Consider the following 25,395-nt stretch of genomic DNA (forward strand, 5'->3'; position numbering starts at 1 on the left):
CGTTGAGCAGCCTTTAACCCTTGAGTCCGCCCGCGAAGCCCTTGATCACATAGCGCTGGAGCAGCAGGAAGACCACGAGGATCGGCAGGGCGGCCAGCGCCAGACCGGCGAAGACGAGGCCGTAGTCGGAGACGTACTGGCCCACGAACGAGAACACGCCCACGGGGACGGTCTCCTTGCCGGATCCGCCGAGATACAGCAGCGGGGTGAAGAAGTCGTTCCAGATGAAGACCGCGTTCAGGATGATCACGGTGCCGGTGATCGGCCGCAGCAGGGGGAAGACGACACGGGTGAACGCCTGGCGGTGGTTACAGCCGTCGATCAGCGCGGCCTGCGCGTAATCCTGGGGCAGGGCGCGGATGAACCCCGTGTAGAGGAAGACCGTGAACGGCAGCTGGATGCCCGTGTAGAAGAGGACCATGCCGTGGTACGTGCCGAGCCAGCCGAGGTCGTCGACGAGTTTGTACAGCGGGATCATGCCGAGCTGGAACGGCAGCACGATGCCCAGCAGGAAGAGGATGTAGAGCCCGTAGCCGAGTCCCCGGGCGCGGCGCGCCAGGTAGTAGGCGCCGGTGGAGCCGAGGACGATCAGCAGCAGCAGGCTGATGACGGTGATGATCGTGCTGTTGAGCAGGGCGGGTCCGAGGGAGGCGGAGGACCACGCGTTGCCGAAGTTGGCGAAGGTGGGCGGCGCGGGCGGTGACAGGGGCGAGTCGGCGATCTGCGCGGGGTCCTTCATCGCCAGCGTGACCAGCGCGTACACCGGGAACAGGAACACCACCGCGACGGCGGCCATGACCAGTTCCAGGCCGTAACCGCCGTAGCGGGGGCGGCGCTTGGGCGCGGCGCTGCGGGGAGCCGTGGCGGTGGTGCTCACGCGGTGACCTCCCGGGCGCGCAGATAACGGAGCTGGACGAGGGAGACGGCGGCGACGAACAGCGCGAGGACGAGCGCGACGGCGGTGCTGTAGCCGAACTTCCCGAAGACGAAGGCTTCTTTGTACAGGACGGTGGACAGCGTCTCGCTGGAGGTGCCGGGGCCGCCGTTGGTGGCCGCGTAGACCTGGTCGAAGAGCTTGAGTCCGCCGATGGTCGACAGCATGAGGTTGATGGTCAGCGCCGGGGCCAGCAGTGGCCAGGTGACATAGCGGAAGCGCTGCCAGGTGCCCGCGCCGTCGATGCGGGCGGCCTCGTGGAGTTCGGCGGGTACGCCCTGGAGGCCGGCGAGGAAGATGACCATCGAGTATCCGGCGTACTGCCAGACGACCATGGCGGCGACGGACCAGAGGGCGAGCGAGGGGTTGCCGAGCCAGTCCTGCCGCAGCCCGCCGAGGCCGAGGGCGCCGAGGATTCCGTTGAGCCCCGCGCCGTTGTCCGGGTTGTAGACGTACTTCCACAGGAAGGCGACCATGACGGGGCTGACGACGGCGGGCGCGAAGAAGATCACCCGCAGCAGCGAGCGTGACCTGATGTTGGCGTTCACGCCGAGCGCGAGCAGCAGGCCGATGCCGTTCTGGACGACGACCACGGCGAGGGTGAGCAGCAGGGTGTTGCTGACGGATTCGAGAGCGCGGTCGTCGTGCAGCAGGGTACGGAAGTTGTCCAGGCCGACGAAGGCGAAGTCGCCGACGCCGGACCAGTCGGTGAAGGCGTACACCACCCCGGCGAGGCTCGGGTAGAGGACGACGACGGCGTACACGAGGAGCGCGGGGACGACGAAGGCCCAGGGCGGGAGGGTGGCGTCGCGGGGGCGCCGGGCCCGTCCCGCCGGAGCGGGTTCGCCGGTCCCGGCCGGCGCCGTGCCGTCCGCCGCGCCGTCCACCGCGCCGGGTTTCTCGGGGCTTGAACTGACCTTCTCCGGGAGGGAGTTCACGAATTCTTCCCGTACGCCTGGTCCATCTTGCCCAGCGCCCCGGCGACATCCGTCTTCCCCGCGAGCAGTTCCTGTACGGCGGCGAAGTGGGCGGGCTGGACCTCGGCGTTGGGCCAGCTCTGGTCCATGAAGGGGACGGCGCGGTTGGCGTCGATGATGGGCAGGAAGCCGGCCAGGGCGGGGTCGATCTTCGTGGTGGCGTCGCGGGTGAAGGGGATCGCCGAGACGGCCGTCGCCCAGCGGTTGATGTTCTCCTGCTGTCCGAGGAATTCGATGAACGCCTTGGCCTCGGCCTGGTTCTTGGCGCGCGCGCCGACGCCGAGGCCGACAACGATGCCCGCCGGAATCCACAGCTCGGCGGCGTTGTCACCGCCGGGGAAGGGGAACATGCCCAGGTCGTCGGGGGTGGGGGTGGCCTGCCGGAAGTTGGCGAGCACGGCCGAGACCTGGACGGCCATCGCCGCTTTCCCGCTCGCGACCAGCGAGGTCTGCTGTTCGTAGGTGGTGCCGTTGGGGTTGTCGTTGAAGAAGCCCTTGCGCTGGAGCTCCTGGTACTTGCCCAGCGCGTCGGCCCAGCCGGAGCCGGCGAACTTCGCGCGGCCGGCGGCCATGTCGGCGTCGAAGCCGGGGGTCTTGGCGTAGACGGCGTTGGGGACCAGCGCGTAGCTGATCAGCTGGGTGACCCAGGGGGTCTGCGCGCCGAGCGCGATCGGCACGATCCCCTTGGCCTTGAGCTTGGCGCAGACGTCGAGCAGTTCGCTCCACGTCGTGGGCGGCTGGACACCCGCCGTGGCGAACGCCTTCTTGTTGTAGATGGCGCCTATGACACTGCTGCCCGCGGAGTAGAGATAGGTCTTGCCGTCATGGCGGTAGGCGGGGTCGAAGTTCTTGGGGATGCGCTGGGTCCACTTCTGCTCACCGAGGTCGGTGAGCAGTCCGGCCTTGGCCAGCTCGACCATGGACATCGCGCTGCCGCTGCCGGGGAACAGCACATGCACATCGGGGGCGTTGCCGCCGGCGAGCTGGGTGCGTACGACCGTCTGCACCTGGTCGGTGGGGGCGAAGGAGGTGGAGAAGGCGGTGTCGGGGTGGCGCTTGCGGTAGAGCGCGAGCAGTTCCTCGATGGGCTTCTGCTGGTCGGCGACGCCGACGATACGCACCTTGCCCGAGCCGCCGGAGCCGGAGCACGCGGTGAGCAGCGGGGGGAGCGTGGCCAGGGCGGCGACCCCGCCGCCGGCGCGGAGGAACCCCCGGCGGCTGACCGTGCCCGGGACAGGCTCTGACAGGCTGCGGGAACCGGTGGTCATGGTGTGTCCTCCTCGTGGGATCCGGCGAGCGACGCCGCCGGGCTTGGAGCACGTCGCGGCGCGGCGCTCGTGACGGGCGCCGTCGGGTACCCGCCCGTGGGACGCGAGGGGTACGTGGGACGCGAGGGGTATGACGCGGTGAAGCGGTAGACGCCCGAGCCGACGCGGTAGACGCAGTGGCCGGGGGCGGTGTCGGTGGCGGGCGTGGTCGCGAGGAGCGTGAGGTGCGCGCCGTCCTCCGGCACCGCGCCCGACTCACGGACCGAACCGTGGTCGTCGGTGGGTACGTGCACCTCGGCGCTCGCGCCCGGCGGCACCTGGACGCGCAGGCCGAGGGTGTGGTCATGGCGTTCCCAGCGCACCGTGACGGTGCCCCGGGCCGATTCGTAACCGGCGCTCGCGTGGCCGAGTCCGCCGGGCCGGGGCCGGATCAGCAGCTTCCGGTATCCGGTGGAGTCCGGGCTCTGGTCGAGTCCGGCGACGCCCCGGTAGAGCCATTCGCCGATCGAGCCGAGCGCGTAGTGGTTGAAGGAGTTCATCGAGGGGGCGCGGAACCCCGCTTCGGGTGTCCAGCCGTCCCAGCGTTCCCAGATGGTGGTGGCGCCGTGGCGCAGCGGGAACAGCCAGGACGGTACGTCGGTACGGCGCAGCAGGGCGTGCGCCAGGTCGGCGCGGCCGTACGCGTCCAGGACGGGCGCGGCGAGCGCGACGCCGAGGAAGCCGGTCTGGAGCGCGGGCCCTGCCGACTCGATGAGTTCGGCGAGCCGCTGGGCGGCGGGACCGGTCGCGTCCTCGGGCAGCAGGCCGAAGGCGAGGGCGACGAGATAGCCGGTCTGGGTGTCGCCCGCGATCCGTACGGTGGGCTCGCCTTCCGCGTTCTTGTCGGTCGTCACGAACCGTTCGGTGAAGGCGCTACGGATACCGGCGGCCAGCCGGTGGTGGTCGCGCGCCACCTCCGGGAGCCCCAGCACCTCGGCGGCGCTCGCGGTGAGGCGGGTGCTGTGCGCGAAGTAGGCGGTGGCGATGACCTCGCGCGGGGTCGGGACACCGGGGGCGAGCCAGTCGGAGAAGTGCGGACCGACGTGCCGGCGCCAGATCAGGTCGGGGTTGTGACGGTGGATCAGATCGATCCAGGCGCGCATGGCGGGCAGCGCGCGGGAGAGGAAGCGCGGGTCGTCGTAGGTGCGGTACAGATGCCAGGGGATGATCACGCCCGCGTCGCCCCAGCCGGGGGCGCCCTCGTCGGCGACGCCGGTGAGGCGCGGCGCGACATTGGTGAAGCCGCCCTCGGGGGTGCGGGCGTCCTCGATGTCGCGGAGCCATTTGGTGAAGAACGCGGCGACATCGGCGTTGAGCGCGGCGGTCGGCAGGAAGACCTGCGCGTCGGCGAGCCAGCCAAGCCGTTCGTCGCGCTGTGGGCAGTCCGTGGGCACACTGACGAAGTTCGAGCGCTGTCCCCAGACCACACAGTCGTGGAGCCGGCGGATCTCGGGATCGGAGCAGTCGAACGCGCCGGACCATGGTGTGTCGCTGTGCAGCGCCACGGCGACGACATCGGAGTCGTACAGCCGCGGGACTCCGCTGATCTCCACGAAGCGGAACCCGTGGTAGGTGAAGCGCGGTTCGAAGACGAGGTGTTCACGGCCGTCACCGATCAGCACGTCGGTGGCGGCGGCGGTGCGCAGGTTCGCGGTGTAGAGACGGCCCGTCTCGTCCAGCGCCTCGGCGTGGCGTACGACCACCCGCGCGCCGGGGGCGAGTCCGGCGACGCGGAGCCGTACCCGCCCGGCGAGGTTCTGGCCGAAGTCGACGATATGGGTGTCGTGTCCGCCGTCGGCCCGCTCTCCTTCGCCCTGTTGACGGGGGACGCGGGTGATCGAGCGGGGGCGTAACGAGGTCGTGGCCCGTACCGGTTCGTCGACGGACGCCACGAGCAGGCGATGGCCGGTGTCCGTGATCAGCGCCGGTGACCACTCCGTGTCGTCGAAGCCGGGCAGGTCCCAGCCGTCGTCCGCGTGCCGCAGATCGTGGCACTCCCCCATGAGCAGATCGGCGTGGCGGATCTCCCCGGTGTGGGTACGCCAGGTGTCATCGGTGACGATCGTGGTGGTACGGCCGTCGGCGTGGTCGATATGAAGCTCCGCCAGAAACTGTGGGGCCGCGCCGTAGTGGGCGCCGGCCCTGCGGGGCTCGAAGCCGACGAACCCGCTCCACCAGCCGTCGGCGACGGTCGCGGCGAGCACGTTCTCGCCGTCGCGGACCAGTTCCGTCACGTCGTACGTCTGGTACTGGACGCGGCGGGTGTAGTCGGTCCAGCCTGGCGCGAGTTCGGCGTCGCCGACGCGGGTGCCGTTGAGACGTACCTCGTACAGGCCGCGTGCGGTGACATACAGCCGGGCGCGGAGGGCGGCGGGGCCGGTGAAGGCGCGCCGGAGCAGGGGGCAGGGCGCGAGACCGTGGTCGTCCAGGGCGCGTTCGCCCTCGGTCGGCGCGTCCATGACCGGGATCGGGCGGGGATCGTGGCCGATCCACGAGGCGCGCCATTCGTCCGCGGCGGAGAACGCGGTCTCGAACCAGGACGTCGCCTCGACGGCGGCGGCCGGACCGGCTTCGTCCGCCGCACCGGCTTTGTCCGCCGCACTGGCTTCGTCCGCCGCACTGGCTTCGTCCGCCGCACTGGCTTCGTCCGCCGAACCCCCTTCGTCCACCGGACCGGTGGGCTCCGTACGCTCGGCCGGCCAGACGGCGACCCGCCAGTGATAGCGCGTCCGCGACGTCAGCGCGGGTCCCGCGTAGACGGCTCCGATGGCGTCGGGGTCCTCGATCCGACCGGTGTCCCAGAGGGGTTGGCCGCCCTCGTCCAGATCCTCGGCCCGCTCGGCGACCCGCACACGGTACGCGAGGGGCGCGTCGCCCCGGCGCGCGGACGCGAGCCGCCAGGAGAGCAGGGGCGCGGCCTCGTCGATGCCCAGCGGGGTGGCGCGGTGGTCGCATCGCAGGGCGTAGGGCCGCAGGGACACGAGCACGTCCTTCCTTCGCGCCGGGAGCGGCGCGTCACCATCGACTGTTCGTCAGTTCGTCTGCTCGTCGTCACTTGCACGGCGTGAAGACGACCATCTTCGAATGTGAAATCTAACGTGAATTCTGTGGCGTGGAGACTATGAGCCCCTCGCGAGAGGTGTCAAGAGTGTTACCGAGGTGCGCATTGGCCATCTCATGCCGCAATCGATCTTCGCTCGGGAGACCCCTACAGTCGCCTACGACAAGCGTTGTAGCCCCCGCAGCGGGTGCTCTTGTACCCCGTGATTCTCATGTGATATTCACCGTGTGATTACAACACGAACGGGCGTTAAATCAAGCGGCGATACCGCTTCGAGTACCTCGGCTCGGGCGGGATCCCGCACGACGGAACGGACCAGCATCCATGCCACTGAACAGTGGGATCGACAGATCCAGAGGGTTGGGGCGACGCGCGATGCTCGGCGCCTCGGGAACGCTCGCGTTGGCGTTCGCCGCCGGCAGCCTGTCGGCCGGCCGGGCCGGTGCCGCCGAGCGGTTCACTGAGGACCCCTTCACCCTGGGCGTCGCGTCCGGTGACCCCTGGCCGGACGGATTCGTCCTGTGGACCCGCCTCGCGCCTCACCCCCTCGCCCCCGACGGAACCGGCGGCATGCCGCCTCACGCGGTCACGGTCCTCTGGGAGGTCGCCGAGGACGAACGCTTCCGGCGTGTCGTACGCCGGGGACGGACGAGGGCGGTGGCGGAGCTCGCCCACTCGGTCCATGTAGAACTGACGGGCCTTCACTCCGGCCGGCAGTACTACTACCGCTTCAGCGCCGGCGGCGTGATCAGCCCCGTCGGCCGCACCCGTACCGCACCCTCGCCGCACAGCAGGCCCAAGGAGCTGAACTTCGCCTTCGTCTCCTGCCAGGCGTGGTTCGAGGGCTTCTACACCGCCTACCGCCATCTCGCGCAGGAGGACATCGATCTCATCCTGCATCTCGGCGACTACATCTACGAGAACCCCATCGACGCGATGGGCGGCGTACGCCAGGTCCCCGTCGCCGCCGAACTGCGCCCCGAGCCGATGGACCTGACCCAGTACCGCAACCGGCACGCGCTGCACCGCTTCGACCAGGATCTGATCGCCGCTCACCAGGCCCACCCGTTCGCCGTCGTCTGGGACGACCACGAGGTGGAGGACAACTGGGCGGGCGACCACTCCAAGCTCGACAACGAGCCGGACCAGGACCCGGCGGTGTTCCGCCAGCGCGCCGCCGCCGCGTTCCAGGCGTACTACGAGCATCTGCCGCTGCGGCTGCCCAACAAGCCGAGGGGCTTCGAGGCCCGGCTGTACCGCAAGCTGAGCTACGGGCGGATGGCCTCGTTCCATATCCTTGACACCCGGCTGTTCCGTGACGACCAGCCCTGCGGTGACGGTACGAAGAGCGGCTGCGACGAGCGCCTCGACCCCGACCGCTCCATCCTCGGCGCCGAGCAGGAGAGCTGGCTCTACAACAGCCTCGGCCGCTCCGGGTCGACCTGGAATTTCATCCCCCAGCAGATCCCCATGAACCAGGTCGACACCGACCCCGGCCCCGGCCAGTCGTTCGTGATGGACTTCTGGGACGGATACGCGGCCTCGCGGCAGCGGCTGTTCGACCAGATCGCCGCCCGCGACGTGAGCAACCCCGTGGTACTCACCGGCGATATGCACCGCCATCTCGCCGCCAACCTCAAGCGGAACTTCGACGACCCGGACTCCCCCACGGTGGGCGTCGAGTTCGTCGGCACCTCCATCTCCACCAAGATGGACGGCATGGACCTCGACCCCTCCGGGGCGAGCCTGCTCGCGGCCAACTCGCATATCGAGTTCACCAACTACCAGCGCGGCTATGTCCGCTGCACGGCCACGCGGGAGTCCTGCCGCGCCGACTTCAAGGTGCTTCCGTACGTCACCCGGCCCGGTGCGCCGGTGTCGACCCGGATTTCCTATCTCACCGAGGCGGGACGGCCGGGGCTCCAGCGCGCCTGATGGAATGTCAGCCGCCTGACCCGTACGGCGGCGCTGCGGTTGCCGGGGCGGCCACCGGCTCCCACCATCGGAGCGTGGGTGGCCGCCCTCGGACCGTCCTACGGAGCTCCGCCCCCGGAGATCCGCCCGGGTGGCTGTCACCCGGGGAGCGCACCCCAACAGGCGCTTATCTCACACCTGAGATAATCTTCCCCTATGGCAGACGACTACCTCGTACGCATCGGCAAGCTCATCCGTGACGCCCGTCAGCATCGTGGCTGGACACAGAGCCAGCTTGCCGAAGCTCTGGCCACCAGCCAGAGCGCCGTGAACCGCATCGAGCGCGGTAACCAGAACATCAGCCTTGAGATGATCGCGCGCATCGGTGAGGCGCTCGACAGTGAGATCGTGTCCCTCGGCTACGCCGGTCCCATGCATCTGCGGGTGGTCGGCGGGCGCCGGCTCTCCGGCTCCATCGACGTCAAGACGAGCAAGAACGCGTGCGTCGCGCTGCTCTGCGGCTCGCTGCTCAACAAGGGGCGCACGGTGCTGCGCCGGGTCGCACGCATCGAGGAGGTGTTCCGGCTCCTGGAGGTGCTCAACTCCATCGGCGTCCGCACCCGCTGGATCAACGACGGCGTGGACCTGGAGATCGTGCCGCCGGCCGAGCTGGACATGGAGGCGATCGACGCGGAGGCGGCCCGCCGTACCCGCTCCATCATCATGTTCCTCGGCCCGCTGCTGCACCGGATGGACACCTTCCGGCTGCCGTACGCGGGCGGCTGCGACCTCGGTACGCGCACGATCGAGCCGCATATGATTGCGCTGCGCCGGTTCGGGCTGGACATCGCCGCGACCGAGGGCCTGTACCACGCCCAGGTGGACCACACGATCTCGCCGGACCGCCCGATCGTCCTGACCGAGCGCGGCGACACCGTCACAGAGAACGCCCTGCTGGCCGCCGCCCGCCACGACGGCACGACCGTCATCCGCAACGCCTCGTCGAACTACATGGTCCAGGACCTGTGCTTCTTCCTCGAAGCGCTGGGCGTCCGGGTCGACGGCATCGGCTCGACCACACTGACCGTGCACGGTGTGCCGTCCATCGACGCGGACGTCGACTACTCCCCCTCCGAGGACCCGGTCGAGGCGATGAGCCTGATCGCCGCCGCCGTGGTCACCGAGTCCCAGCTGACGATCCGCCGGGTCCCGATCGAGTTCCTGGAGATCGAGCTCGCGGTGCTGGAGGAGATGGGGCTCGACCACGACCGCACCACCGAGTACTCCGCCGACAACGGCCGTACCCGGCTGGTGGATCTGACCGTACGGCCGTCCAAGCTGGAAGCGCCGATCGACAAGATCCACCCGATGCCGTTCCCCGGGCTGAACATCGACAACGTGCCGTTCTTCGCGGCCATCGCGGCGGTGGCCCAGGGCCAGACCCTGATCCATGACTGGGTCTATGACAACCGCGCCATCTACCTCACGGACCTCAACCGCCTCGGTGGCCGGCTCCAACTCCTCGACCCCCACCGCGTCCTGGTCGAGGGCCCGACGCGCTGGCGCGCGGCCGAGATGATGTGCCCGCCGGCCCTGCGGCCCGCCGTGGTCGTACTGCTGGCGATGATGGCGGCGGAGGGTACGTCCGTACTCCGCAATGTCTATGTCATCAACCGCGGTTACGAGGATCTGGCGGAACGCCTGAATTCCGTGGGCGCGCAGATCGAGATCTTCCGCGACATTTAATCTGAATGCGCGGAGCCGTACGGACCCCGCCGGGCCGGAAATCATCTCCGGCCCGGCGGGGTTTCTCGCATGGTACGGAATTACGCTCGCGGTCAGCCCTGGGGGCTGGACCCCACGGCCTTGCCGAGGGCGTAGGCGCCCGTGACGAGAGCCGCGCCTCCGGCGAAGGCGAGGGACGGCGTGGCCAGCACCGGCGACGTGTCGTGTGCCAGCCAGCCGGGGGTCTCCTCGGAGAGCCCGCCGAGGCCCTCCATCTGCGCGTTGAACTTGTCTTCGATCATTTTGTCCCTCCCCATGAGGAATGTGCGGTGGACATACGGAGGGCGGCCGGGGAAAAGGGATGGATGCGCAGCCCTTTACCACCGGGATTCACCCGGGGAGAGATACAAGCATCTATTCGAACTGGGCGAGTATGACGTGGATCACACCGCAAATGGAATGGGTAATTCCAGCGCCGTTCCGGTGCCATGACATTTATCAGTAATCCCCGTGACATACGTCAGCCGATGCCATGAGAAACCGCACCGCCGGGATACCGGCTCCCCGGTGATGCCGCGTACACGTATCCCGAGGTCACTGTGACCGAGGTCACATCACCTGTCGAGGGGTCCGGTCACCACAACGCCGCGCCCGGGGAAGGACGTTCATCCCCCGGGCGCGGCTGACTGTGGGTCACACGGCTGGGCGCACTACTTCAGCAGGTACGCCTTCACGACGGTCGTCTCGAACGTGTTGCCGCTCTTGTCGGTGAGCTTCGCCTTGAAAGAGACCGACGTGGCGGTCTTCGGGTGGCTCAGCGACAGGCTCTTCCCGCCGTCCTTGCCGGTGGTGACCGGGGCCTTGGCCCAGGTGGTCCCGCCATCGTAGGAGACCTGCACGGAAAGGGACTTGAAGCCCTTGCCCGCGGCCGGACCCTGGAGGGTCAGCGGGACGGTGAGCTTCTTGCCGGCCGCCGCGGCGCTGCCCAGATCCAGCTTCGGGGCGAAGCGGACCGTGGAGAGCGGCAGGGTGACGAGGGTGTCACCGGCGGGCTTCTTCGAGGCGAAGGTCCAGGCCGCGGTGATACGGGTGCTGACGCCCGCGACCGTGGTGGAGCGGGACGCGTCCGTGCTGATGCGGTACGCGGCCGACTTCGCGGGCAGATCCTCGACGAACTGGCAGAGGTCCTCCTTCGCGTCCAGGATCTTCTTGCCGTCGACGGTGATCAGCGTCCGCTGCTTGGAGACCTCGGAGCGGCCGAAGTGACCGGCCCCGTCGGTGAACTCGGGGATACAGACGGCCAGTTCGTTCCCCAGACGCTGCGCGGTGTAGTCCGCGCTCACCTTCGGGCCGAAGACGCCGACGTTGTACGTCTTCTCGTAGGTCTTCTTCGCCTGGTAGGCGCGGGGCGCGTCGGACTGGAGGTACAGGCCGCCCTCCTCGCCCGTGCCGTCCTGGCCGATGTGGAACTCCCAGTCGATGCCCTGGGGAGCGGTGACATACGTCTTCGCCGTGGCGGGGAGCGCGAACGGCTGCGTGACCGTGCCGACCCCCATCATCGGGGTGCTCCAGAACGGGTTGACCGTACCCTTGCGGCCCTTGGCCGAGGCGCCGATCTTGATGTTCACCAGGGCCAGTTCGCTCTTGGTCGCGGTGTGGCTGAAGCCGGTGTACAGCGAACCGGTGCGGTTGTAGAGCAGGTTGTAGCTCGTGGCGCCCTTCTGCCAGGTGCCGCCCAGCTGGCTGCTGAACTGCTTGCCGGGCAGCGCCGCGCCGACCTGCGCGGTACGGAAGCCCTTGAACGAGTCCAGGTACCAGGTACTGCCGAAGGAGCCGTCCCCCGCTTCCAAGCCGTAGTTGAGATAACTGTCGCCCTGCTTCGCGGAGTCCGGCGCCGTGATGGAGACCGGCTTCGCCTTGCGGGCGTCGAAGGTGACCGTGGCGTTCTTGGTGACCGAGAGCTTCGGCTGCACCATCAGCGCGATGTCCGGGGGCGTGTCGCCGCCCTTGGGGGTCTGCACCGGCACGTCGAGCAGATACGAGCCCTTGGGCACCCGGATCTTGGCGACGCCGTCGCCGTCGGTGTCGTACGGGTTCTCCCAGAAGTCGCCGGCGAGACCGTAGACGGTGGGCTCGGCCTGGGCGGGCTTGCCCTTGGTGTCGATGAACTTCATCGTGAGGTCGTACGACTCGACTTCGCGGGTCACGGCGAACGTCGTACGGACCTGCTGGCCGCCCTCGGTCGCCTTGGCGGTGACCGCACCGGAGTACGTGCCGTCCAGCGTGCCGATCCGGGTGTCCGCGGTGAGGTCGACGTTCGCGGTGCCGCCCGCGGGTACGGTGACCCGGTTCGCGCCGAGTGCGAAGAAGCCGGCCGGGGCGGGCTTGCCCTCGGGGCCGACCGTCTCCACCGACAGGTCGAGGGTGACCGGCTTCGTTCCGCTGTTGCGGTAGGTGAGCTTCTTGGTCACCGGCTTGTCGTCGGTGTGCGGCCACTGCTGTGTGCCGAAGCCCAGCGAGGTCTGCTCGCTCACCACCGTCTGGGTGATCGCCCTGGCCACATCGGCGCGGCCGGTGCCCTGCTGATGGGCCGTCAGTCCGGCCTTGGGCTTGGCGGACGCGGTCAGCGTCTGCTTGATCCGCCGGCCGGTCCAGTCCGGGTGCTGCTGGGCGAGGATCGCGGCGGCGCCCGCGACATGCGGGGTCGCCATGGACGTGCCCGACATCGACACATAGCCGTCGGCCGCCGGGTCACCGATCTGTCCCTGGGCCGCCTTGGCCGCGACGATGTCCACCCCGGGCGCGGTGATGTCCGGCTTCAGTGAACCGTCGGCCGTCGGGCCCACACTGGAGAAGTCGGCGATCTCGTCGTCGCGGTCGACCGCGCCGACGGTGAGCGCGGAGGCCGCGCTGCCGGGCGAGCCGACCGTCTTGGCGCCGGGGCCGTCGTTGCCCGCCGCGATGACGAAGAGGACGCCCTTCTCGGCGGAGAGCTTGTCGACGGCCGCCTCCAGCGGGTCCGTCTCCGTCGTGTCCCCTCCGCCGAGGCTGAGGTTGGCCACCTTCGCGCCCTGGTCGACGGCCCACTGCATGCCCGCGATGATGCCGGAGTCGTCACCGAACCCGGAGTCGTCCAGCACCTTGCCGTCGAGGATCTTCGCACCGGGCGCGACGCCCTTGTACTTGCCGCCGGACTTGGCACCGGAGCCGGCGGCGGTGGACGCGACATGCGTGCCGTGGCCGAAGTGGTCGACGGTGTTGCCCGAGCCGGAGAAGTCCTTCTGGGCCAGCTCCACGCCCTTGAGGTCGGGATGGGTCTCGTCCACACCGGTGTCCAGGACGGCGATCTTCACGCCCTTGCCGTCGTACCCGGCCTGCCAGGCGGCCGGCGCGCCGATCTGCGGGACGCTCTTGTCCAGGCTCGCCCGGCGCTTGCCGTCCAGCCATACGCGCTCGACGCCCGGCGCGACCGTACGCTCCCCGCTCCGCCGCTCGCCGGGCGCGGTGAGGGCCCGCCACACCTCGGACGTACCGGTCTTGGGCGCGGTCACGGCCTCGCCCTTGACGGCGGGCAGCACCCGGCGTACCGAGACGTCCGCGGCCGAGATGGCCGACTTCGCCCGCGCCTTGTCCTCGGCGGCCCTGGCGTACGACACGATCAGCGGGAGCGTCCCGCGGTGCGCGTCGTCGAAGCGGTCCTCGATCAGCCGGCTGACATTGAACAGCCGCCGGTCCAGCTTGCCCTGGGCCACCAGCCGGGACGCGTCGGAGGGCAGCACATACGTGGCGCCCGCGATCCGGTTGACGGTTATTCGGACCCCCTCGCGGCCCTTGGCCGGCTCCACCCGCGTCACCCGGCCCTCGGCGTCCACCTGGACGCGGTCGCCGGTGATCAGGGTGACCATGGAGGACTCACCCTTCGCCTGTCGCGCCTTCGCGGCGAAGGATTCCGCGCTGTCGCCGGCCGGAGCGGCGGACGCCGCCCCCGAGGCGGCGCCGGTCGTGAGGCCCGCGGTGAGCAGTGCCGCCACCATGGCCGCGCCCGCTCTGCTGCTGTTTCTGAGCAACTCTCCCCCAGTGGTGAGGTGTTGTGTCGGAGAACCCGAAGCGACGCGTATCGGGAGCGTGTTGGTCAGCCGGAGCCGCGTCGGCACGGAAGACGGCAGGCGGCCTCGTGGGGTTCATTCGCACAACGGTCGATTTGACGCCACTTTCGGCGGCGCTGATCAGCCAACGCCGGTGCGGGCGGGCTTACTCGCCTGGGCCCTCAACTGGGCCCTCGGACCCTGCGTTTGGGCCCGGGCCCATCCATAGGCTGCGAAAGCTCGGGGGAACGGGAGACGGCGTGGGCGAGGAGAACTGATGAAGGGCACGGAAAGGCTGCGCAGATGGCATGCGCATGACTACATACCCGGTTCCCCGCCACTGCGCGACCTGGGACGGAGCGACCGGGGGCAGAGCGGCGCCGAGTACGCCGCGATGGTCGGGGTGGTCTCGCTGGTCGTGGCGGCCATCGTCGGTCTGAGCGTGCCCACCGACGAGGCGACCGGGCTCAAGAGCGCGGTGTGCCGAATACTTCACCCGCTCAGCGGGGCCGAGGCATGCTCCACCGGCGACTACGCGGGCGACGACGGTGACGGCGGCGACGGCGGGGGCGGCGGTCCCGACGATCCCTTCGTCCCCAACGGCGACCCGTTCGAGCCCGCGAAGTGTCTGCTGTCCCAGGACCAGACGAAGACCACCGTCGTCATCCAGATCCTCTTCATCAAGATCAGCAATTCCGAGTCGGTCAAGCTCCAGCAGTGGTCCGACGGCACCGTCACCCTGGAGCGGGTGACCGAGACCGGCGGCGGCGTCACGGCAAGCATCTCCGCCGGCATCCCGGGCCTCAAGGACTGGGGCGGCAGCGCCTCGCTGAGCGGCAGCTATGTGAAGGGCAGCGGCAGCGGCGGGCAGTGGCTCTTCAACGGGAACAAGAGCGACGATCCCCAGGCGGACCTGGCTGCCAACCTGGAGGACGCGCAGCAGTTCACCGAATACCTCAAGGCGCAGAGCAAGTGCAACAGCAGGCCGGCCGGCCCCCGCTCCTCCGAACTGGGCATGATCTGCGGCTACCACGCGGACAAGAAGAGGCCCGATCTCGACCCGGAGAAGGCGCCGGATGTCGACATCACCAAGACCTCGACCGAGTTGGCCGGCGGGGTGAGCTTCGGCAAGACCTTCAAGAGCAACGGCAAGAGCGGCAAGGACACCAAGGGCGGTAAGGACGGCAAGGGCGCCGACGGCCCCAAGGACCTCGGCAGCATCTCCTTCGAGGGACTCTCGGGTTCGATGACCGAGGACGTGGTCGTCATGCGCGCCAAGACCGGTCCCGACGCGGGCAAGATCACGTTCGTCTACACCTTCACCGTCAGCGGCACCGCCGGCGCGGTAGGACAGGCCAAGGGCAGCAGAATGCAGCAGGTCGCCGTCACCTACGACGCCGCCGCCTACGACCAGGAGGAAAAAGACGGCAAACCGCACCACCCGCAGAAACTGACCATCACCACCAGCCAGGAATCCGGCGACGGCCCCGGTATCCAGACCGGCGCCGGAGCCAACGCCGGACCCGTCACCATCGACGTCGGCGGCGGCGGCGGAACCATCGAGTCCCAGATCCACACCGAATCCGCCGAGGTCACCCTCGACAACGACACCGACAGCACCGCCGTCGAGGACTGGCTGCGCGGACGCGGCGACGCCCCCGCCACCAACCCCCTGCCCACCCCCTCCGACGCCGCCGAAGCACTCGACGACGACGCCGGACCCATCGAACGCCTCCTCCACGACAAGGGCAAACTCACCCGCCTCGACTACAAAGCCAACACCGACTGGTGGAACGCCTCACTCGGCATCGGCTTCGGCATCTCCGCCGGACAAGTCAGCCTCGGCTTCAAACTCTTCGGCATCGACATCACCCACGAAGAGAAGAACCAGACCATCACCGGCGACCCGACCTACGCCACCGGCCCCAAAAGCGGCGGCGCCCGCCCCTGGGTGGAGTGGAAGAACTGCACACGGACCAAGCCGATCCCGACCTGATCGGTGACAGAGTGCCCGGGGGCCGTTCGTGAGCCGTTCGTGAGCTGTTCGTGGGCTGTTCGTGGGGTACTGGGGGCCCATGAACAGCCCCCTTTCAGGGCAGTACGGCGATACCGTCCAGCTCGACCAGCGCCTGTTCGTCCCAGAGCCGTACGACCCCGATGACCGCCATCGCGGGATAGTCGCGCCCGGCAAGCCGGCGCCAGATCCGGCCGAGTTCGGCGGCGTGGGCGCGGTAGTCCGCGACATCGGTCGCGTACACGGTCACCCGGGCGAGGTCCCCCGGTGCGCCGCCCGCCGCCGCGAGCGCGGTGAGGAGATTGCCGAGCGCGGTCTCGAACTGGGCGGGAAGGGTCTCCCCCACGACGGCGCCGGTCCCGTCGAGCGCGGTCTGTCCGGCCAGCAGGACCAGCCGCCCGCCGGTGGCCGTGACGGCGTGCGAGAAGCCGGTGGCGGGCGAGAGCCCGGCGGGGTTGAGGCGCTCCAGGCTCATCGCTCCCGCCCCCGCTCCCGCGCCTGCTCGCGTTCGCGCGCCCGCTCGCCGCGCGAGGGCCCGTACAACTCCCTGGCGATGATGGTGCGCTGGACCTCGGTGGCACCCTCGTAGATGCGCGGCGCCCGGACCTCGCGGTAGAGATGCTCCAGCGGATGCCCGCGCTGGAGGGCGCGGGCGCCGTGCAACTGGACGGCGGCGTCGACGACGTACTGCGCGGTCTCGGTGGCGAACAGCTTCGCCATGGCCGAGCGCCGGGGTACGTCGGGCGCGCCCGTGTCGTACGCCGTGGCCGCCGCGTACACCAGCAGGCGCGCCGCCTCGGTGCGAGTCGCCATCTCGGCGATCTGGTGTGCCACGGACTGGAGTTGGCTGAGCGGACCGCCGAACGCCCGGCGTTCCTCGGTGTGTTCCAGGGCCGCGTCCAGCGCGGCCTGTGCCATGCCGACGGCGAAGGCGCCGACGCTGGGCCGGAACAGGTTCAGGGTGCGCATGGCCACCCGGAAGCCGTGGTCCACCTCGCCCAGCACATCGTCGCCGGTCACGGGTACGGAGTCGAAGGCGAGGGCGCCGATGGGGTGCGGCGAGAGCATCTCGATCGGGGTGCCGGTGAGCCCGGGGCGGTCGGCGGGGACGAGGAAGGCCGTGACCCCGCGGGCGCCGGTCCCGGCTCCCGTTCCGCTCCCGGCGCCGGCTTCCGTGTCCGTGCGGGCGAAGACGGTGTAGAAGTCGGCCTCGGGGGCGTTCGAGATCCAGCGTTTCTCGCCGGTCAGCAGCCAGCCTTCGCCGTCCGGAACGGCCCGCAGGGCGAGCGCGGCGGCATCGGATCCGGCGCCCGGCTCACTGAGCGCGAAGGCCGCCACGGCGCGCCCCGCGCGCACCTCGGGCAGCCAGCGTGCGCGCTGCCCGCCGGTGCCCGCCAGGACGAGCGGGTACGTGCCGAGGCCCTGGAGCGCGAGCGCGGTCTCGGCCTCCGTACAGCCCTGGGCGAGGGATTCGCGCAGCAGACAGAGTTCCAGTGCTCCGGCTTCGAACAGCCGCTCCAGTAGGCCGAGTTCACCGAGGGCGGCGATCAACGGACGGTTCACCGCGCCGGGTTCGCCCTTCTCGGCGATCGGACGAAGCCGTTCCACGGCGAGGGCGCGCAGCCGCGCGCACCAGTCGGTCTGTACCGGATCGAGCGAGAATACGGGCATCCGGGCCCCCACTTCCAGCGCGTCTATCGCGGACCGTTGACTGTCGTCACCATCACGATACGCTCGATGCACGACCCCACCACCACAAGGGGGCGCACCATGGAGCTGACACCCTCGGCCCACCGGGACACTTTCGCGCGCGACCAGCTGCCGCCCGCGGACCAGTGGCCCCTGCTCCTTCCCGTCCCGCCCCCGCCGGACTCCGCCGGTGGCCCCGGCTGTCCTGGCTCCTCCGGTGGCCCCGGCCGTCCCGGCTCCTCCGGCTATCCCGACCGGCTGAACTGCGCGGCCGAGTTGCTGGACCGTACGGTCGACCGCTTCGGCCCGCACCGGCCCGCCTTCCGCGGGCCCGGCGGGGAGGTCTGGACGTACGGGGAGTTACGCGGGCGCGTCGACCGGATCGCCCATGTCCTCACCACTGATCTGGGCGTGGTGCCGGGCAACCGGGTGCTGTTGCGCGGACCGACCACGCCGTGGCTCGCGGCCTGCTGGCTGGCGGTGCTCAAGGCGGGCGCGGTGGCCGTGACCGTGCTGGCCCAGCAGCGGGCGGCGGAACTGGCCACCATGGGCGAGATGGCACGGATCGGCCATGCCCTGTGCGACATCAGGTCGGTGGACGAGCTGGTCCGGGCGGAGATACCGGGGCTGCGGATCACGACCTATGGAGGAGACGCACCGGACGATCTTCTGCGGCTGACGGACGACAAGCCGGCGCGATACACCGCGGTGGAGACGGCGGCGGACGATGTGGCGCTGATCGCCTTCACCTCGGGGACGACGGGCCGGCCCAAGGGGTGCATGCACTTCCACCGTGACGTTCTCGCCATCGCCGACACCTTCTCGCGACAGGTGCTGCGCCCCGGCCCCGACGATCTCTTCGCGGGCAGCCCGCCGCTCGGCTTCACCTTCGGCCTCGGCGGCCTGGTGATCTTTCCGATGCGGGCCGGGGCCTCCGCGCTCCTGCTCGAACAGGCCCGGCCCGCCCAGCTGTTGGCGGCGGTCGCCCGGCACCGGGTGTCGGTCCTGTTCACGGCGCCGACCGCCTACCGACTGATGCTGGACGAGCTGACCACGCACCCGTACGACATCTCCTCCCTGCGCCGCTGTGTCTCGGCGGGCGAGAACCTGCCGGCTGCCACCTGGCAGGCGTGGCGCGAGCGCACCGGGCTCCGGGTCATCAACGGCATCGGGGCGACCGAGCTGCTCCATATCTTCATCTCCGCGGCGGACGAGGCGATCCGGCCCGGCACCACGGGGGTTCCGGTGCCGGGGTGGCAGGCGCGCGTCGTGGACGGCTCGGGCGCGCCGGTACCCGACGGGGAGCCGGGACTGCTGGCCGTGCGCGGCCCGGTGGGCTGCCGGTATCTGGCCGATCCACGCCAGCGGGAGTATGTACGGGGCGGCTGGAATCTGACCGGGGACACATATGTACGGGAGCCCGACGGCTACTTCCGCTATGTGGCCCGCGCGGACGACATGATCATCTCGGCCGGGTACAACATCGCGGGCCCCCAGGTCGAGGAGGCGCTGCTGGCCCATCCCGATGTGGTCGAGGCGGCCGTGGTCGGGCTGCCCGACGAACTGCGCGGCCAGATCGTCGCGGCGTATGTCGTGGTCCGTGACGGCGTGGAGCGCGGCGAGACGACCGCGGCGGCGCTGCGGGAGTTCGTCAGGGCGCGGCTGGTGCCGTACAAATGCCCGCGCGAAGTGGTCTTCCTGGACGCGCTCCCCCGTACCCCCACCGGCAAACTCCAGCGCTTCCGGCTGCGAGTGCCGGGACCGGCACCGGCACCGGCGCCCGACGGAGCCGAGGCCCTCACCGACAGGGCCTAAAGTGATCACGTGGCCGAGCAGCACACCCCCCGATCCCTGATCGTCACTCTGTACGGCGCGTACGGGCGCACACCGGAGGACACCCCTCTCGCCGTGGCGGAGCTGATCCGTCTGCTGGGCGCCCTCGGTGTGGACGCGCCGTCCGTGCGCTCCTCGGTCTCCCGGCTCAAACGCCGTGGCCTGCTGGTCCCGGAGCGTACGGCGCGGGGCGCGGCCGGTTACACGCTGTCGGCCGAGGCGCGCCAGCTGCTCGACGACGGGGACCGCAGGATCTACGCTGGGCCCGCGCCCGAGCTGTCCGACGGCTGGGTCCTCGCGGTCTTCACCGTCCCGGAGTCCGAGCGCCACAAGCGCCATCTGCTGCGCTCCCGGCTGGGCCGGCTGGGTTTCGGAACGGCGGCGCCCGGCGTCTGGATCGCCCCGGGCCGACTGTACGAGGAGACCCGGCACACCCTGCGGCGGCTGGGGCTCGACTCGTACGTCGATCTGTTCAGCGGCCGGCACCTCGGCTTCGAGGCGACGGCCGACGCCGTGGCCCGCTGGTGGGATCTGGACGCGATCGCCACCCAGCACGAGGAGTTCCTCGACGCGCACGAGCCCGTGCTGCGCGCCTGGGACGGCCGGGGCGCGGGCTCGGACGGGGGCCCGGGAGTGGCGGAGGACGCGTACCGCGACTATCTGCTGGCCCTGGACTCCTGGCGGCAGCTGCCGTACGCGGACCCCGGTCTGCCCGCCGAACTGCTCCCGGAGAACTGGCCCGGCGAGCGGTCCGCGGAGGTCTTCGGCCGCCTGCACACCCGGCTGCGGGACCTGGGTCTGGCGTTCGTGGAACGGCCGGTCACCGAAGAGTGAGGCGCGGCTTGGGGTCGTCGGCGCGGCCGGCCGGGGGCGGGCGGCTGCCCGCGCGGTACGGCAGCGGCCAGGGCGCGGCCTGACCCTCGTACCCCTGGGCCCCGGCGGCGTGCAGCGTCCACTGCGGATCGTGGAGATGCGGGCGGGCGAGCGCGCACAGGTCGGTACGGCCCGCGAGCAGCAGGGAGTTGACATCGTCCCAGGAGGAGATGGCCCCCACGGCGATGACCGGCACGGACAGGGTGTTACGGATCAGATCGGCGAACGGGGTCTGGTACGAGCGGCCGAACTCGGGCCGTTCGTCGGCGACGACCTGACCGGTGGAGACATCGATCGCGTCGGCGCCGTGCGCGACGAAGGCGCGGGCGATCTCCACGGCGTCCTCCGGGGTCGTACCGCCGGGTGCCCAGTCGGTGGCGGAGATCCGGACCGTCATGGGCCGGTCGTCGGGCCAGTCCGCGCGGACGGCGTCGAAGACTTCGAGCGGGAAGCGCAGCCGGGCGGCGAGCGAGCCGCCATAGGCGTCGGTACGCCGGTTGGTCAGCGGGGAGAGGAAGCCGGACAGCAGGTAGCCATGGGCGCAGTGCAGCTCCAGCAGGTCGAAGCCGCTGCGCTGGGCCCGCCGGGCGGCGGCCGTGAACTGTTCGCGGATCGCGTCGAGTTGACGGCGGTCGAGCTGATGCGGGACCTCGCTGACGCCGGGCCGGTACGGCAGCGGTGAGGCGGCGACCAGCGGCCAGCCGCCCACGGGCAGCGGCTCGTCCGCGCCCTCCCACATCACGCGCGTGGCGCCTTTGCGCCCGGCGTGGCCGAGCTGGACGCCGATGGCCGTCCCCGGTGACCGCGTGTGCACGAAGTCGGTGACCCGTCGCCAGCTGTCGCCCTGTTCGCGGCTGTAGAGACCGGCGCAGCCCGGGGTGATACGGCCCTCCGGGCTGACGCACACCATCTCGGTCATGACGAGTCCCGCGCCGCCCAGGGCGCGCGCGCCGAGATGGACGAGATGGAAGTCGCCGGGGACGCCGTCCACGGCGGAGTACATGTCCATCGGCGAGACGACCACGCGGTTGCGCAGGGTCAGCCCGCGCAGCCGGAAGGGCGTGAACATCGGCGGGGTGCCGGGCGGGCAGCCGAAGTCCCGCTCCACCGCCCGGGTGAAGGCGGGGTCGCGCAGCCGCAGATTGTCATGGGTGACCCGGCGGCTGCGGGTGAGCAGCCCGAAGGCGAACTGGCGCGGCGGCTGATCCGTATAGGTGGCCAGCTCCTCGAACCAGCGCAGGCTCGCGGCGGCGGCGCGCTGGGTGGACTCCACGACCGGGCGGCGCTCGCTCTCGTACGCCGCGAGCGCCTCCGGCAGCTCCGGCCGCTCCTCGATACAGGCGGCGAGCGCGAGGGCGTCCTCGACGGCGAGCTTGGTGCCGGAGCCGATGGAGAAGTGGGCGGTGTGGGCGGCGTCGCCGATCAGGACCGTATTGCCGTGGCTCCAGCGGTCGTTGACCACGGTGCGGAACGCGGTCCAGGACGAGGCGTTGGCACGCAGCGGACGCCCGCCGAGCGCGTCCGCGAAGATCTCGGCGCAGCGTTCGGCGGACCGCCGTTCGTCGAGATCCTCGAATCCGGCCGCCCGCCAGACCTCTTCGCGCATCTCGACGATGACCGTGCTGCGCGCGCCGGAGGCCCCGTTCGCGCCGGCGGTCCCCTTCGCGTAGGGGTAGCCGTGGAGTTGCATCACGCCGTGCTCGGTCTCGGCGATCTCGAAGCGGAACGCGTCGAGGGCGAAGTCGGCCGCGAGCCAGACATAGCGGCAGCGGTGGGTGGTGATCGTGGGGGCGAAGACCCCGGCGTGGGCGGCGCGGGTGAGGCTGTGGACCCCGTCCGCGGCGATCACCAGGTCGTACGCGGTGGCGAGTCGGGCGGCGGGCGGCGCTTCGGTGCGGAACCGCAGCCGTACGCCGAGGGACGCGCAGCGCTGGTGCAGGATCTCCAGCAGCCGGCGCCGGCCGAGCGCCGCGAAACCATGGCCGCCGGAGGTGAGGGTACGGCCGCGGTGGACGATGTCGATGGTGTCCCAGCGCACGAACTCGGCCTGGAGCGCCCGGTGGACGACGGGATCCGCGTGCTCGATACCGCCGAGCGTCTCGTCGGAGAGCACGACGCCGAAGCCGAAGGTGTCGTCGGGTGCGCTGCGCTCCCAGACGGTGATCTCGCGGGCGGGGTCGAGCCGCTTGAGCAGGGCGGCGGCGTAGAGCCCGCCGGGTCCGCCGCCGATGACCGCGACGCGCGGGACGCGGGCCATCAGCGGCCCTGCCACTTCGGGGGCCGCTTCTCGGTGAAGGCGGCGTGGAACTCCCGGTAGTCCGCGCCGTTCATCAGCAGCGCCTGGGTGGCGGCGTCCAGTTCCACGGCGGCGGCGAGCGGCATGTCAAGCTCGGCGGTGAGCAGGGCCTTGGTCTGCGCGTACGCGAGCGCCGGGCCTTCCGCGAGCCGGCGGGCCAGCTCGGCGGCGCGCGCGTCGGCCAGGCCGTCGCCGGTGAGTTCGCTGATCAGCCCGATACGTTCGGCCTCGGCGGCGGCCACCGGCTCACCGAGCATCAGCAGCCGGGTGGCATGCCCGAGCCCGACCACGCGGGGCAGCAGATAGGCCGCGCCCATGTCGCCCCCGGAGAGGCCGACCCGGGTGAAGAGGAAGGCGAAGCGCGCGGAGGGGTCGGCGATCCGGAAGTCCGCGGCGAGCGCGAGGACGGCGCCGGCGCCCGCGGCGACCCCGTGCACGGCGGCGATCACCGGGAAGGGGCACTCCCGGATGGCCCGGACCACCTGGCCGGTCATCCGGTTGAAGTCGAGGAGCCGGGCGGTGTCCAGGGCGAGGGTGGCGCCGATGATCTCGTCGACATCCCCGCCGGAGCAGAAGCCTCGGCCCTCGCCGGCCAGTACGAGGGCGCGTACGGAGCGCTCCCGGGACAGCTCGGCGAGGAGATCGCGCAGATCGGCGTAGGCACCGAAGGTGAGCGCGTTGAGTTTCGCGGGGCGGGCGAGGGTGACGGTCGCGACGCCGACGTCATGGTCCCGGGTCAGCCGCAGATGGCGCCACTCCTCGGTGCGGGGCGCGGAACCGGTGAACGGGCTCATGGAGTGCGACCTCCTTCAGCGAACCTCAGCGGCCTCAGTGGCCTCCGTGGCCTCTGCGACCTGAGAGCCGGAGCGGCCTCGGCGAGCTTCAGCGTCCAGAAAACGTATCACCCAAATATGACTGCCGTCACGAGTACGCGATACGCCCGTGACAGGCCCGCGACGCGCCCGCGTCCCTTCCGTGACAATTCCGCGAGATACCGCCCGTAAGCCGCTAAAGGTCCCGGCAGGCAAGTGCCATTGGTCCCGTGCCCGGCAGGCAGGCGCCTCTTGTTAACCCGCTCACGCTCCGTATGTTTGAACGTGATAGCAATGACCCCCGCACCCCCCGGCCGCACTTGTGCCTTGATCGGACCGCCCGCCATGCCAGAAGCCGCAGACTCCTGCCCCCGGAGAGTCACGCTGCCCCACTCGGTCGAAGCCGTGCCCATCGCGCGCGCCCTCGTCCGTGACGCTCTGGCACATCTGGAGGAGCGGACGCACAGCGACACGGCGGAGCTGCTGACCGCCGAACTGGTCGCCAACGCCATTCAGCACACCCTGGGGGGCGAGCCGATCGAGCTGGTGGTGGAGCTGCTGCCGACCGGCTGCCAGGTCGAGGTGCACGACTGCGATCCGGCCCCGCCGGGCGATCTGTCGCATCCGGGGACGATGCCGGACCCCTGGCAGGAGGGCGGCCGCGGCCTGCCGCTGATCAGTACGCTCAGCTCGGCCTGCGGCCACCGCACCACGGACCAGGGCAAGGCGGTCTGGTTCACGCTTCCGGCGGTCTGACGCCACGCGCCCCCGGTCCTGGCGATCCGAGTCCCGGCGGCCCCGGTCCTGACGGTCCGAGGCCCGGCGGCCCGAGTCCCGGCGATCCGGGGCCTCGCCGCCCTACCGAGCGGTGCCGCTCGCGGCCAGCGTCGCCACCAGCACCGCCTTGATGGTGTGCAGCCGGTTCTCGGCCTCGTCGAAGACGACCGAGTGCTTCGATTCGAAGACCTCGTCGGTGACTTCCAGCTCCGTCAGCCCGTGCCGCTCATGGATCTCCCGGCCCACCTCCGTGTCCAGGTCGTGGAAGGCCGGAAGGCAGTGCAGGAACCTCACGTCGGGGTTGCCCGTCGCGCGCAGCACGTCCATCGTCACGGCGTACGGAGCGAGCGCCTCGATCCGCTCGTCCCAGACCTCCTTGGCCTCACCCATCGACACCCAGACGTCGGTGGCCACGAAGTCCGCGCCCGCCACACCCTCGGCGATCTCCTCGGTCAGCGTGATCCGGGCCCCGCTGCCCGCGGCGGCCTCGCGGGCCAGGGCGAGGATGTCGTCCGCCGGCCAGTAGGCACGCGGCGCGACGATCCGTACGTCCATGCCGAGCAGGGCGCCGGTGACCAGATACGAGTTGCCCATGTTGAAGCGGGCGTCCCCGAGATAGGCGAAGGCGATCTCCGTCAGCGGCTTGTCGGTGTGCTCGGTCATCGTCAGCACATCGGCGAGCATCTGGGTGGGGTGCCACGCGTCGGTGAGGCCGTTGAAGACGGGGACGCCGGCGTACGCGGCCAGTTCCTCGACGGTCTCCTGGGCGTCCCCGCGGAACTCGATTCCGTCGAACATCCGCCCGAGCACCCGGGCCGTGTCCTTCGCGGACTCCTTCTTCCCGATATGCGAGCCGGCCGGGTCGATATAGGTGGTGGAGGCGCCCTGGTCCGCCGCCGCGACCTCGAAGGCACAGCGGGTGCGGGTGGAGGACTTCTCGAAGATCAGGGCGATGTTCCTGCCGCGCAGCCGCTGGACCTCGGTGCCCGCCTTCTTCGCGGCCTTGAGTTCCGCGGCCAGTTCGATCAGACCGCGGAACTCACCGGCCGTGAAGTCCAGCTCCTTGAGGAAGTGGCGGCCTTCGAGGTGTATGGCCAT

Annotated in this window: 17 protein-coding genes; 6 read left to right on the forward strand and 11 right to left on the reverse strand. The window is 70.5% G+C overall.

The window, feature by feature from the left end:
- Window positions 1-13: 13 nt before the first annotated feature.
- Genes ACFRKB_RS17995 through ACFRKB_RS18010 form a run of 4 tightly spaced genes read right to left on the reverse strand, consistent with a single transcriptional unit; the run spans window position 14 to window position 6,199 of the window.
- Complete coding sequence (locus tag ACFRKB_RS17995; protein ID WP_383106833.1) at window positions 14-877, reverse strand: carbohydrate ABC transporter permease; 864 nt, start codon at window positions 875-877, stop codon at window positions 14-16.
- Window positions 874-1,872 carry a carbohydrate ABC transporter permease gene (locus tag ACFRKB_RS18000; protein WP_383106834.1) on the reverse strand — a complete coding sequence of 333 codons (999 nt, stop codon included), beginning with the start codon at window positions 1,870-1,872 and terminating at the stop codon, window positions 874-876. Before ACFRKB_RS18000 ends, ACFRKB_RS17995 begins: the two co-directional genes overlap by 4 nt.
- Entirely contained in the window at window positions 1,869-3,179 is a 1,311-nt protein-coding gene (locus ACFRKB_RS18005; protein ID WP_383106835.1) for an extracellular solute-binding protein, read from the reverse strand. Before ACFRKB_RS18005 ends, ACFRKB_RS18000 begins: the two co-directional genes overlap by 4 nt.
- On the reverse strand, window positions 3,176-6,199 hold the full coding sequence (locus ACFRKB_RS18010) for an alpha-L-rhamnosidase (protein ID WP_383106837.1): 3,024 nt from the start codon (window positions 6,197-6,199) through the stop codon (window positions 3,176-3,178). The genes ACFRKB_RS18005 and ACFRKB_RS18010 overlap by 4 nt, the downstream gene beginning before the upstream one ends.
- Before the next feature lie 404 nt (window positions 6,200-6,603).
- Here ACFRKB_RS18010 and ACFRKB_RS18015 point away from each other — a divergent pair, with 404 nt between their 5' ends.
- Together ACFRKB_RS18015 and ACFRKB_RS18020 are read left to right on the forward strand one after the other, a co-directional pair.
- Window positions 6,604-8,214, forward strand: coding sequence for an alkaline phosphatase D family protein (locus tag ACFRKB_RS18015; protein WP_383106838.1), 1,611 nt, complete (start codon window positions 6,604-6,606; stop codon window positions 8,212-8,214).
- Between the two features lie 195 nt (window positions 8,215-8,409).
- Complete coding sequence (locus tag ACFRKB_RS18020; RefSeq protein ID WP_030350772.1) at window positions 8,410-9,939, forward strand: helix-turn-helix domain-containing protein; 1,530 nt, start codon at window positions 8,410-8,412, stop codon at window positions 9,937-9,939.
- A gap of 92 nt (window positions 9,940-10,031) precedes the next feature.
- Here the strand turns inward: ACFRKB_RS18020 and ACFRKB_RS18025 are convergent, their stop codons facing one another.
- Together ACFRKB_RS18025 and ACFRKB_RS18030 are read right to left on the reverse strand one after the other, a co-directional pair.
- Window positions 10,032-10,220: a hypothetical protein gene (locus ACFRKB_RS18025; RefSeq protein WP_365972756.1), complete on the reverse strand. Its 189-nt coding sequence runs from the start codon at window positions 10,218-10,220 to the stop codon at window positions 10,032-10,034.
- A 408-nt stretch (window positions 10,221-10,628) separates the two neighbouring features.
- A complete protein-coding gene (locus ACFRKB_RS18030; protein WP_383106840.1) occupies window positions 10,629-13,985 on the reverse strand; it encodes a S8 family peptidase in 3,357 nt (1,118 codons plus the stop codon).
- Between the two features lie 295 nt (window positions 13,986-14,280).
- On the opposite strand from ACFRKB_RS18030, the gene ACFRKB_RS18035 reads away from it, so the two are divergent.
- Entirely contained in the window at window positions 14,281-15,999 is a 1,719-nt protein-coding gene (locus ACFRKB_RS18035) for a hypothetical protein (RefSeq protein ID WP_383106841.1), read from the forward strand.
- Window positions 16,000-16,093: 94 nt separating this feature from the next.
- On the opposite strand, the gene ACFRKB_RS18040 is transcribed toward ACFRKB_RS18035, so the two are convergent.
- Window positions 16,094-16,492, reverse strand: coding sequence for a RidA family protein (locus ACFRKB_RS18040; protein WP_383106842.1), 399 nt, complete (start codon window positions 16,490-16,492; stop codon window positions 16,094-16,096).
- Window positions 16,489-17,688 carry an acyl-CoA dehydrogenase family protein gene (locus ACFRKB_RS18045; RefSeq protein WP_383106843.1) on the reverse strand — a complete coding sequence of 400 codons (1,200 nt, stop codon included), beginning with the start codon at window positions 17,686-17,688 and terminating at the stop codon, window positions 16,489-16,491. Before ACFRKB_RS18045 ends, ACFRKB_RS18040 begins: the two co-directional genes overlap by 4 nt.
- A 99-nt stretch (window positions 17,689-17,787) precedes the next feature.
- On the opposite strand from ACFRKB_RS18045, the gene ACFRKB_RS18050 reads away from it, so the two are divergent.
- The gene (locus tag ACFRKB_RS18050; protein WP_383106963.1) at window positions 17,788-19,521 is read left to right on the forward strand and encodes an AMP-binding protein; all 1,734 of its coding nucleotides are present in this window, start codon (window positions 17,788-17,790) and stop codon (window positions 19,519-19,521) included.
- A gap of 9 nt (window positions 19,522-19,530) precedes the next feature.
- Complete coding sequence (locus ACFRKB_RS18055) at window positions 19,531-20,373, forward strand: PaaX family transcriptional regulator (protein WP_383106845.1); 843 nt, start codon at window positions 19,531-19,533, stop codon at window positions 20,371-20,373.
- Here ACFRKB_RS18055 and ACFRKB_RS18060 read toward each other — a convergent pair.
- Together ACFRKB_RS18060 and ACFRKB_RS18065 are read right to left on the reverse strand one after the other, a co-directional pair.
- A complete protein-coding gene (locus ACFRKB_RS18060) occupies window positions 20,360-22,669 on the reverse strand; it encodes a bifunctional salicylyl-CoA 5-hydroxylase/oxidoreductase (protein WP_383106964.1) in 2,310 nt (769 codons plus the stop codon). The genes ACFRKB_RS18055 and ACFRKB_RS18060 overlap by 14 nt on opposite strands.
- A complete protein-coding gene (locus ACFRKB_RS18065) occupies window positions 22,669-23,502 on the reverse strand; it encodes an enoyl-CoA hydratase family protein (RefSeq protein ID WP_365974285.1) in 834 nt (277 codons plus the stop codon). Before ACFRKB_RS18065 ends, ACFRKB_RS18060 begins: the two co-directional genes overlap by 1 nt.
- A gap of 363 nt (window positions 23,503-23,865) precedes the next feature.
- On the opposite strand from ACFRKB_RS18065, the gene ACFRKB_RS18070 reads away from it, so the two are divergent.
- The gene (locus tag ACFRKB_RS18070) at window positions 23,866-24,276 is read left to right on the forward strand and encodes an ATP-binding protein (RefSeq protein WP_383106846.1); all 411 of its coding nucleotides are present in this window, start codon (window positions 23,866-23,868) and stop codon (window positions 24,274-24,276) included.
- 102 nt (window positions 24,277-24,378) lie between these two features.
- Here ACFRKB_RS18070 and argF read toward each other — a convergent pair whose 3' ends face one another.
- Window positions 24,379-25,395, reverse strand: coding sequence for an ornithine carbamoyltransferase (argF, locus tag ACFRKB_RS18075; protein WP_383106848.1), 1,017 nt, complete (start codon window positions 25,393-25,395; stop codon window positions 24,379-24,381).

Origin of the sequence: Streptomyces scopuliridis, from assembly GCF_042790125.1 — a bacterium.
GTDB lineage: Bacteria > Actinomycetota > Actinomycetes > Streptomycetales > Streptomycetaceae > Streptomyces > Streptomyces scopuliridis_A.